The 12,089-nt window shown below is 35.5% G+C and carries 5 protein-coding genes; 2 read left to right on the top strand and 3 right to left on the bottom strand.

What is annotated here, in order from left to right:
- The first annotated feature begins 25 nt into the window (after positions 1-25).
- Together KI430_RS01030 and KI430_RS01025 are read left to right on the top strand one after the other, a co-directional pair.
- Positions 26-2,224: a glycoside hydrolase family 3 N-terminal domain-containing protein gene (locus tag KI430_RS01030; protein ID WP_248876444.1), complete on the top strand. Its 2,199-nt coding sequence runs from the start codon at positions 26-28 to the stop codon at positions 2,222-2,224.
- 118 nt (positions 2,225-2,342) lie between these two features.
- Positions 2,343-3,164, top strand: coding sequence for a T9SS type A sorting domain-containing protein (locus tag KI430_RS01025; protein WP_248876443.1), 822 nt, complete (start codon positions 2,343-2,345; stop codon positions 3,162-3,164).
- 171 nt (positions 3,165-3,335) lie between these two features.
- Here the strand turns inward: KI430_RS01025 and KI430_RS01020 are convergent.
- The 3 genes from KI430_RS01020 to KI430_RS01010 all read right to left on the bottom strand — a co-directional run bounded on the left by KI430_RS01020 (position 3,336) and on the right by KI430_RS01010 (position 12,088).
- Positions 3,336-4,510, bottom strand: a protein-coding gene (locus tag KI430_RS01020) for an IS3 family transposase (protein WP_410744662.1) whose coding sequence is annotated in 2 segments (ribosomal slippage) — positions 3,336-4,243 and positions 4,243-4,510 — 1,176 coding nt in all. Because the reading frame shifts where the segments join, the coding sequence is not laid out codon by codon here.
- A 182-nt stretch (positions 4,511-4,692) separates the two neighbouring features.
- Positions 4,693-5,292: a hypothetical protein gene (locus tag KI430_RS01015; RefSeq protein ID WP_248876441.1), complete on the bottom strand. Its 600-nt coding sequence runs from the start codon at positions 5,290-5,292 to the stop codon at positions 4,693-4,695.
- A 7-nt stretch (positions 5,293-5,299) separates the two neighbouring features.
- Positions 5,300-12,088: an RHS repeat-associated core domain-containing protein gene (locus tag KI430_RS01010; protein WP_248876440.1), complete on the bottom strand. Its 6,789-nt coding sequence runs from the start codon at positions 12,086-12,088 to the stop codon at positions 5,300-5,302.
- Position 12,089: the final 1 nt, after the last annotated feature.

Raw genomic sequence — 12,089 nt, 5'->3', positions numbered from 1 at the left:
TAGCTAAGACAATATAATCTTCGATATGAAAAATATCTTTTACGCTGCAAGCATTCTGGTAATGAGTTGCTCATTCGCTAATGCTCAAAAACAGCCACTTTACAAAAACAAAGATGCTCCTGTAGAAAAACGTATTGATGATCTGATAGGTCAGATGACTCTTGAGGAAAAAATAATGCAGATGAACCAATGGACTTATGGAAAAAATGCCAATCCCAACAATATTGACGAGCAGATGAAAACCGTAAAACCAGAAATTGGTTCTTTGCTATATCGAAGTACCAATCCAGAGTACCGCAATCAGATTCAGAAAAAGGCAGTTAACGAAACCCGTTTGGGTATTCCGATTATATTTGGATTTGATGCCATACACGGCTACAAAACCATTTTTCCAATTCCGCTGGCCCAAGCTTGCTCCTGGAATACAGATTTGGTAAAACAATCAAGCGCCATTACCGCAAAAGAAAGTTGGTTGTCTGGATTAGACTGGACTTTTTCACCGATGGTAGACGTTGCCAGAGATGCCCGATGGGGTAGGATTTCTGAAGGTTACGGAGAAGACACCTATGCTAATTCAGCTTTTGGTGTTGCTGCCATCCAAGGTTATCAGGGAAATAATCTGAAAGACAAATACACCATTGCCGCAAGTTTGAAACATTACATCGGTTATAGTATGTCTGAAGGTGGTAGGGATTATCATTACAGTGACATATCGCAACAGACCCTTTGGGAAAGCTTTCTCCCACCGTTCGAAGCTGGCATTAAAGCAGGTGCAGCCACCGTAATGAGTGGTTTTAATGACATCTCTGGCGTTCCTGCATCAGCTAATCATTACACTCTTACAGAGATCCTTAAGAAGAAATGGAAGCACGACGGTTTTGTGATCTCAGATTGGGGCTCAGTTAAAAATCTTGTGGTACAGGGCGTCGCCAAAGACACCAGAGAAGCAGCGGAGAAAGCATTGCTTGCTGGTGTAGAAATGGATATGGTTGATAACATTTACATGGACTATCTCCCAGAATTGGTAGCCTCAGGAAAAATTAAAATACAAACTATTGATGAAGCTGTGAGAAGAATTCTTCGGGTTAAAATGAATCTGGGTCTGTTTGAAAATCCTTACGTGGATGTGATTTCTGAAAAAGATCGATATCTATTACCTGATTATTTAAAAGTCGCTGAAGAATTGGCGCAGGAATCTATGGTTTTATTGAAAAATGAAAATCAGGTGTTGCCAATAACTTCAAAATATAAAAGTATTGCAGCTATTGGTCCGATGGTAAAAGATTCTGTTCACATTATGGGATTTTGGGAAGGAATGGGTGATCCAAAAGATGTGAATACCATTTTTGACGGCTTGACTAAAGAATTTGATGACCAATTAAAGATTAATTATGCTTTAGGTTGTGATTTTGAGGGCGAAGACAGAAGTGGTTTTGCCAAGGCTGTGGAAGTTGCCAATCAGTCAGATATTATACTTGTTTTTCTTGGTGAAAAGAGAAATTGGAGTGGCGAAAATGGCTCCCGCTCCACTATTGCATTACCAAAAATCCAGGAAGATCTTGTTGAAGAACTATCCAAAACAGGGAAACGTGTTATCCTGGTGCTTTCCAGTGGAAGACCTTTAGAATTAATTCGGTTGAACAAAATGGCTGATGCAATATTGGAAATTTGGCAACCGGGAACAATGGCGGGAGCTGCTGTATCTGGTATCCTGTCTGGAAGGCACAATCCATCGGGGAAACTTTCTGCCACTTTTCCGCAAACTACGGGTCAAATTCCAATTTATTATAATATGCGACAGTCGGCGAGACCAGAAGCTGGACATTATCAGGATATTCCGAGAGATGCACTATATTGGTTTGGTCACGGATTGAGCTACAGCAAATTTGAATATGGTAACATAAAACTATCGAATAACAAATTTAGAAAAAATGAAAAAATTGTAGCAGAGATAGAAATTACTAACAAAGGAACCGTGGATGGTAAAGAAGCTGTGCTTTGGTATATCAATGATCCTGTTGCAAATATTTCCCGTCCAATGAAAGAACTCAAATTTTTTGAAAAAAAATTAATCATAGCAGGAAAAAAAGAAATATACCGCTTTGAAATCAATCCTGAAAAAGATTTGACCTATGTCGACAGCAATGGTGATAAACATTTAGAATCCGGAGATTTTTACATCATCGTCGGTAACAAGAAGACAAAATTTGAGTTAAACGACTAATTATCCAAACATTTCTACCCCCATTAAAGGACATTTTGATTCCTCAAGATTTCCCAACAAAAGTAATTTCGAACCAATTAACAATAAAAATTCATACACTATGAAAAAAATTAATTTTATGGTAATGCTGTTTGTTTCAGCATTAACTTATGCTCAAACTTTCTCAATTTATACAGAGAATTCAAACATTGGAGCAGGTATCAATTCTTTACGCTTCAGCAACGGGTCGGGATTTACACTTACAGAACCAGGGACGGGGGCATACGAAGGAGCAAAAAACTTTCTATTAACCTATAACGGAACCAGTACTTACTTTCACGCCATCATGTTTCCCCGAAACGCAGCGAACACTTCGGATGCCGTCATTGATATATCAGCTTATAGTTATTATAATTTAGCCATCAAAACTGCGTCGCCTCATCCTTTTTACATCAGATTAAGAGGGAACAATGTAATTGCTAAAGTATTGATCAATCCAGCATCCAACAATTATAATTTTACTAATGACAATGAATGGCACATTATGTCTATTCCTCTTTCTGCCTTCATTCCTGAGTCATCCAGTTTTAGCCTGTCCAACGTTTCAGAAATATTTGTTTTAAGGAGCGAAAATGCGATTTCTACTGTCGTTGGTTCCTCTAATAATTTTCAAGTTGACAACGTCTATTTATCTACTTCCAGTGCTTTATCTGTAATGTCAGGAGAAAAGAATAAGCCATTGAGTATTTTCCCTAATCCAGCATCATCTAAAATTACAGTTACATCGGATCAGACTATAGATAAAATATCAATTTATGACACTACTGGAAAACGAGCAATCAGTAAAGAGTCAGGCGAGAAAATATCGCAAATTGACATCTCAAAACTAAGCACAGGCACATACATCATTTCTGTGGAATCTAATGGTAGGGTAAATTCATCGAAATTTATTAAAAAATAGAATAGTAAAATTGTTTATTATATAGGAGCTGCCTAAGATTTTAGACAGCTCTTTTTCATTCTCTATCCATTTTTTAATTGCTTTTTCTATTTGTTACAAAATGGTTAAACTCAAACAGTTCTTTTGCTTTATCATCCAAGTTGGATATGCAAACAAAATTTCCAGTATAAGTTAAGCTACATTTTGATAAATTTTGTTTTGATTGTTAAACTCTTCAATAGTTTGATAATTCAAGGCACTGTGGCGTCTTTTTTTGTTGTACCATATTTCAATATATTCAAATATTTCCAGCTCCATTTTTTCTTTTGTAATAAGCTTGTTTCCATAAATCAGTTCTGTTTTCAAAGATTTGAAAAAGCTCTCTGCCACAGCGTTATCCCAACAATTTCCTCTCCGGCTCATGCTTCTTGTAACTCCATAAAATTCCAGAGTATTTGCAAATTTTCTGCTTGCATATTGAACGCCTCTGTCGCTATGAAAAATTAGACTTTCCCCTATTTTTCTGTTTTTGACAGCCATTTTCCAGGCAGAAAGACTTGTCTCTTCGGTGCTCATTCCGTTGCTTAAACTCCATCCAATGATTTTCCGATCATACAAATCAATCACTGTTGTCAAGTACAAAAATCCTTCTTTGGTTTGAATGTAGGTAATATCAGAAACCCAAACTTGCGCAGGTTTTTCGGCTATAAAATTCCTGTCCAGCACATTTTCTACCACCAAATAATTGTGTTTAGAGTTTGTAGTCACTTTAAATTTCTTGCTCAGTTTACTTCGCAGTCCAAGCTCTTTCATATATTTAGCCACTGTGACTCGGGATATTTTGTAACCCAAGGAATTTAGCTCAGACGTAATCCTAGGGCTGCCATAGCGCTGTTTTGATGAAAAATATATTGAAGTGATTTGCTGTTTTATTTTTTCCTTCAAAAGCAATTTCTTGCTGCAAGGCCTGTTTTTCCATTTGTAATAACCACTGGAACATAGTTTTAAAACATTGCACATCTTTTCAATCGGGAAAATAGATTCATTATTTTTTATGAATTTATATTTCAGCGACCGCTCTTGGAGAAGATGCCGATTGCTTTTTTTAATATATCTCGTTCTAATTCTGCATCCTTCAACTTTTTTTCCAGCTCATGAATCTTTTCCTGTTCGGGTGTCAGTTTCAGTTTTCCATTCCCTGGAAAACTTCTTTCTCCAAATTCTTCGTACTCCTTACGCCATTTGTAAAGCAGCGTGACTGCGACTCCCAGCTCCCTTGCGAGTTCTGACACATTAGTTCGTTCTTTGCTTAGCTCAACAGCTTTGGTTTTAAAAGCAGGATCGTAGATTTTTCGCTCTCCTTTCATAGGTTAAAATTAAGGTTTTATGCTTAACTTTAACTGGAAGCTAAATTAGTACATCCAGATAAAACTTGTAAAGATTAAATCACAACGAAAGTAATACGAAAAAAAACCTTCAAAAAGAATTGAAGGTTTTATATTTCAGCCAATTTCAGACTAAAATATTTAAATTTAATTATGGATTAAAGCTATCTTTTATTTGTAATAAAAAATTTGTCTATATCTATTTTTGTTTTTGGAATCTCAATTTCATTCAAAATATAAAAACCTAGTTTTTCTAAACAGTCAACAAATTTTCTAGGAAAAAAATCAGTAGTAAATACAATTTTACCCGACAAATGATATGAAACATTCTTGATTAGTCCAGTAGGTCTAGACGCTCTATTAAATACTCTCAATTTAATAGTTTTTATGGTATTTGGTTCTACGATAATTGATGTCTTCTTATTCTGTAGAAAATAAACAGCATTTTCATATGACAAATTATATTCAATCTGGGTTTCTTCTATCAGCTTTTTATTAAAATTTGACTGATAATTTCCGTAGTCCAAATGACTGCTTGGGGAATAATTTTCCAAGGCTATTATTTTATCATCATCAGATTGGTAAATGTTATAATCTGAATATAAAAAACTATCATAAATCAAAACCTTTTTATCTGTACTATTAGTTACTTTTATCTGGATATATGTTTCAGGTTCCTGAATTGTTTGTATTTCAGTCTCAATCTGTGCGCTATATAAGTTGATAAAAAAAACAAATAGCAAATATTTAATGTTAATCTTCATAATTTAATTAATGTATCGATAAACCTAACCACATCCCAAACCCTTTGAGATATGGTTTTAAAATAAATGGAGATGTTGTCGAGCCTGTCATAGAGTCTATTGTAGAATGAGCTATCGCTTCCGAAACACTTCTAGCCAAATAATCAGCATTTTTAAAGCCAAGATTAACAAATCTTGCATAGTTTGCCCGAGTGAATCCTGAAACTGCGTGTATCGAATGTATTCCTTCGTGATACCATGTGCTCGCAAAAAACAAAATTCCTTGTCTGGCTCTATCGGGAGCTATTATAACTTTACCATTTCCAAAACTATCTGTTAGTCCATTAGATTTCCATCCAACCTTATCCACTATTTCACCACCCATATTTAGTGAAAAACCTTCACTTGCAAAATCCTTTATATTTTCAGCATTTGCTATTGAGAAATCCTTTGCAGTTTGACTATATAGATCGGGGAAAATTTCAGCTAGATCTAGCAAAGTACCCTCTGTAACAGGCCATTTTAGATACTCGGTACCACATCGCTCTATTATTGCATCTTTTATTTTATTTCGAATTGCTGACTCCTTAATACTTTCAACAGTTAAATGCGCTAAATGATTTAATCCACTTGTTATTAATCCTTGTCGAAGACCATCACTAAACTGCCCACCTGCAATGGTTGCAGAAAGTCCGCCCGATAAGCCTCCTGCAACAAGCATTGTGGCCTTCATAAAATTTTGCCCAAAACCATTCAGAACTGGCGAAGTGATTTCTTTTCCATTTATCACTTTTGTTAATGTTTGACCAGTCTGCCCAAGTGATTGAATACCAGAAGAAACCAAAGATGACATCATTCCACTCAAAAATCCGCTTCCGAATTTTCCGCCATCCAATGCAGACATTGCACCGCTACTTAACGCATGAAGTCCCGCCTCGAATGCAGCTTTTCCAACACTTACCACTGTTCCAAAGGTCGAAGTCGCTAAACTTCCAATTCCAAAACTTATTGCAGCACTTACAGCACCCATAGTAGCAGCTTTTCCAAGTCCATACCAAAAAGGTATACCACTAATCATATTTGTGATTGCTTTTGAAAAAACCGCAACAGCTACCCCAATGATGACTGCAGTCGTAAATGTAATTGGCTCATTACCATCCAAATCCATATATAACAATGGATTGTTTAGCACGTAAGAATATCGGTCATAAGCCTGTGTATTGAATGCGTCTGAAACTAAATTATCTGCACTCAGGAACTTTTTGACCAAAGGATCATAAATCCTCGCATTCATATTGATCAGCCCCACACTTTGCAAATGTTCATGTCCTGTATAACCACGATCCATAAACTGCATTTGAGCATTATTAGTAACAAGCTGTTGCTGAGCATTGGTCATCGCTTTTAGGTTACCCCATGCATCAAAATAACGTTTTTCTACTACTGCACCATCACTAGCTTTGGTAATAGCCAGGATACTACCCTGATTGTCACGGTGAAGGTAGTAATTTCCAATCTCACTAACACTACCATTGATCAAAGTTTCCTTTTTGATATAATTGGCACTATAAGGATCTCCTGTAACGAACGTAATGATCTCTGTCTTATTCCCTTGCTTTGTAATCTCAATGGCAAAATCGGATGAGTATAATTTCTGTTTCCCAGTTACGGAAGATGTCATTTCGTAACGGGTTTTCAGTATATTATAATTAAATCGCAGGTCATCTTTACCTGCAAGAGTAATTCTTAGCGGGCTTCTATAAGCATTAAAACTTATTTCGGCAAATCCTCTTTGAGCATTGACATTTTGACCATTAGTATTAAAATTGATGCTTTGCAATTTATAGTCACCGGCATTATAATTATATTTTCCCAGCTCAGTATTAGATGTCATACGACCGCGTTGGTCATATGTATACTCATTGACGACATTATTGTTTACAGTTTCTGTCAACAGTCTGTTCAGCTTATCGTATGCGTAAGCCTCGACTTTTCCGAAAGTTCTGTTATTGCGGGACTTCAAGATACCTCTATCTAAATCATAATCATACCCAATATCAATTATTGAGTGGTCAGATTGTTTTATGTGCTGAATATCAGTAAGAGTGTTATCACTCTCCCTGTAACTATTCTTTATAATATAACCGTTTCCATACTCCATATCGGTCATTTTACCATCAGCATTAATGTTTGTAATACTCCATATTTTATTGCCAGATGCAGCATCATTTTGGCGTATTAGTGTACCATTAGTATCATAAATGTTCTTTATTGAAGAGGTGGTTGTATGATTAGGATTATTGATTGTACTACTATATGTAATGACGTCCGCACGACCATAATCGTCAAATGTTGTATTACTTATATAAGTGAAATCCGGCGTCTGTTCCTTTTTACCACTTATTCTGTAATACTGATCATAATATGTAGTATAAACAAATGTATTACCGTTACTCTGCCCACTAATTGTCAAAGGCAGTTTTGTATTGTTATTGTAGGAATACGTTTTTTCAATGCTAGTATTATCAGTGGTAGAATTACCGTATGTTTTTTCTGATAATGGTCGACCTAAATCGTCGTATGCAAAAATCGTATATCCCTTAGGATTATCTTCCCTAATGACCCTGCTGAGATTGTCATATTGGTATGTAAAAGTACCAGCCGATGGATCAATCATTTTTGTCTTATTACCCCACCCATCAATCTCAAAGCTTGTTTTTATTCCCTCATAGTTCGTATTTTTTAAAGCACCGTTTGGATAATATTCATAACTAATAATTCCTCCATAATCTTGAACTCGAATAATGTTGCCCATTGCATCAAGTGTTTTAGAGGTCAATTTACCACCATCATCAACTGTAACTTTCATCTTCTCATAACAGGACTTTATTTCTTTTCCTGTAAAAGATGTCATTTTTACTGGTCGATTAAGCTCATCATATTCTACTTTGTTCCATTTAGGAGTCTCGCCCAGATAATAAGGTTCTGAATATCTAGATTTCCTACCATACAGATCATATTCCGTCTGAACAACAGTCCATTTATTATTAATACTTTGGGTCCTAGATTGTATCTCTCGGTCAAATTTGTCAAATGTAATAACGGTCGTTGCTCCACCTTCTCTCTTTTTTGAAAGTGTATAAGCAGCACCAGTAGGTGAGTTCGCAAGTGCTTTAGTGATCGTCGTTTTCTTGCCAAGATAATCTGTGATCTTAATAATGTTTCCCCAAGTATCGAATTGATAATAGGTTTTAAGCCCTAATGGTGAAGTTTCTTCGGAAACTCTGCCTAGTGAGTTAACAATATATTCTGAAAATAATCCGTTCGGCTCTACTGTTTTCTTAACATACCTTTGAGTTGCATCATACTCATATAATGTGGTCTGTGATGCTATACCACTTGTAGAGGCGATTTGGGTAATAAGATTTCCAATCTGGTCATAAGTGTAATTGGTAATTATTGGTGGTGCATTAACATCATTACCAAATTTTCTATTCTCCTGAACATTCCCATTAGGAAAATAATCGCTTTCTTCACGTGTAGTAAAGGATAGGTTGTCTCTGTACGTCGTCTCAGTTACTGAAGCAATCTTTCCATAGAAATAGTGGTCTCCGTTATTATATTCGGGCTTATAGGAATACGTTGATTCTGTACTGCCTACACTATCATAATCGGTGTAAGCTTTCTTCAGTTTAAAATCATCCGCGAGATCATAACTATATCTTTTATTGATTACAATTCTTTTCAGATTATCTGTTGATTCCTCTTCTGTCGCAAGGATTAGGTACTGGCTGCCTTGAGTGAATTTTTCATTCTTAATTCTATTTACAGTGAAAAAATCTTTTATTCCACCGTAAGTAGTTCGTGAGACAGCATTCTCGTTTAAAGGATCTTTACTTGAAATATTCCAAAAAACAGCCCTCAAAGGAAATCTATTTATATAAATCCCGTTTTTAATTTCAGATTCATACGCGTCGCTGACATAAGTTTTCTGAAATCCAATAAATCCTTTACCTTCCAAATGCTGTACTCCATTCTCAAATCTATATTCTTTTGTAAGAATTTTTCCATCAAATTCTGTATGTATTTTGTGCGCAAGGTACATTCCTGAATTTGTATTATGAATGTAAATTGGATACTCAAATTTATCTGCTTCTGACTTATCATAATAGTATGGAGCTTCTCTTTTGGTGTGGCTAGGAGCCATTACTCTATACTCTATTTTTTGTAATACTCCTGAGCCGTTATCGACCTCCTGTATTTGTTTCTCAAGAAATTTATCGTTATCAACTACCCATGCTCCTGAACTTCCAGTTAAAACATCGTTAAAAAGAACTCCGGATTTATACTGGTTCAGTTGTCCTAGTTGTGCGGAGGGTGAAATAAGTGTGAAAGGAGAATAATTGAGATTATCAATTGGCTTGACCGGGTTATTGATTGAGCTAAATATACTTGTAGAAGCTGTATTAGCTGATATATTCTGAATGTAACTTATTCGGTTAGCAATCTTAGACTGGAAATTAATTGTTTGATAAAATGGAAATCCACCGGTCGCTTGTCTAAAGGATAAGTTATTTCCAATATTTTCAACCACAGCACTACGTAGGTTTCCTGTCGTACTATACTTAATCTTACCAATCTTATTAACCATAATAATGTCTGAACGGCCATCTCCATTAAAATCAGTAACAATAATACTATTGGTAGAAAATTCTGAACCTTCATATGAATCCATTTTACCAGACCATAATTTTTGCCAGAATGAACTTTTTTTAATAATGTTTCTTTGAGTGGATTCAATGTAAGCAATTCTTTGTGCACTAAGATCTTCTGTGCTAACTAAAAATGCTTTTCCCGTTGAAATGAATTTATTCCAATTTAATGGTTCATTCTCAATTTTATAAAATTCCCTAGCTAATGAAGAATCATTTTCATCCATTTTATAAACTTTATGAGGAGTCATAAAGTCTGTAAGACCATCACCATTAAAGTCACCAAAAAAAAGAGGTGTTTTATAATTAATGTAATTTGGAATACTTTGATTGGAAAGCAGAGTTTTAGAATTATAATCAATACCATTGATTTTGTTAGCCAAATCAATTTTATAAACTGAATATTGTCCAGAATATTGATTGACAGTCATAATCTCCGGAATTCCATCACCATCAAATTCGAGTAGATAAGGATCTTTCAAATAAAGATTATTCAAGGGACCTGATATCTTACTCGCCGTTAGTGATCCGCCTTGAGTTTTCCCAATTTCTACTAAATATAATTGTGCACTACGATTAGTACTAGCAGGTTCATGGATCAAAAAATCTATTAATCCATCATTGTTGAAATCTCCTGAAATAAATTCCCTCTCAGTAGTATCTCGATAGACATATGCTGTTTCAGGCTGATTACCATTATAAGGATCATATTCAACATGTGTAGCAGTGCTTCCCTTCACGTCGACGGTTACCTGTCTTGAAACATTCGATACAAGATCGTTGATATAAAAAGTAATTCTGTCAACTAAATGATTATTATATTCATTGTAACCTTCATTTTCATCCGAAAAATCACCAAGGTAATCTGTAGACGCAGTAATTAATTGATCATTCTTACTGATTCTATTATTAATAAGTATTTTTCCTGCAAAGAATTCATCATTACCCTTATTCCCCACGGACGTATTAAGTCGTCCCGCGTTACCATAAAGTGAATAAGAATTGTTCGAATTCTTAACTTGATAGATAGGCTCCACTTCTCCTCTACCAAAAAAGTCCCCCATTGCAATACTCCCTAATCCAGTAGTACCGCTTGGAATTGCCGTTGAAGTTTTAGATAAATAATTAATTTGTCCTGTACTTGAAGGAGTGTTATAATTGAACTTGACAGGTTTTAGTGTCTCGTTGTTTTCGTTTGACACCGTAATTGTTCGTAGTCTTTCAGTGGTATTGTTTTCTATATAATCGTGTGAAAGCTGATAGGTTCGGTAAGTTCCCGTATATGTAGAAGATGTAGTGATGAAATCAATTATTGAAAAACTGAGAGTAGGTGCTCCATCTCTGTAAATAGTAATTCCATTTCTTCGATTTTTATATGTAATATTGACAAAGAACTTATCATTTGTCCAGCTCGTCCCGCCATATGAAACTCTTATCAACATTGGTGTATTATGCTCGATATTATACCCGTAATGTATTTCATTATCGAAAGCATCCAGCATAACAGAAATATAATGCTGACCTGTCAATAGTTGCTTATATTTAGCTATTCGGCCATCTGTATATTTTACGATGAAAGAGTATTCTCCACTGCTGAACTTCTGAATTTTAATTTTAGAAAACTTCTCAGTTACATAATCAGTATCATTTACTTTTAGTAAGCGTTGTCCATCCAAATAAAAGGGGTCAGAATTATCAAATTGAGGACCTATTGTTACACCATCAACTTCTTTACTTCTTCCTCCCCTCGAAATCATTGAAGTCCCGGTGATATTCCATCCATAACCTGCCTGACCATTACCGCTCTGGCTACTATATACTAATGCCAAATTGGGTTGAAAGTTATTCAGTCCCTTTAAAACTTCAATAGGAAGCATATAGGTTAATGCGCCAACTTCATTGACATTCATTTCAGCATTAACCGTTGGAATAACAGTCGCTAATTGATCTCCCGGATCAACAGGGACAGCTACAAGAGCTGAAGATCCTGAATTATTCTCGAGATAACCAGAGGTATCATAAACTAGGGGGATAGATTCTGTATCAGTCTGGGCGTATAGTGAGCAGCCGATTAAAGCTGAAAGAAAAAGTAATTTAAGTTTCATA

It is taken from the genome of Epilithonimonas zeae (assembly GCF_023278365.1).
GTDB lineage: Bacteria > Bacteroidota > Bacteroidia > Flavobacteriales > Weeksellaceae > Epilithonimonas > Epilithonimonas zeae_A.
This window is presented reverse-complemented; position numbering and strand designations above follow the sequence as displayed.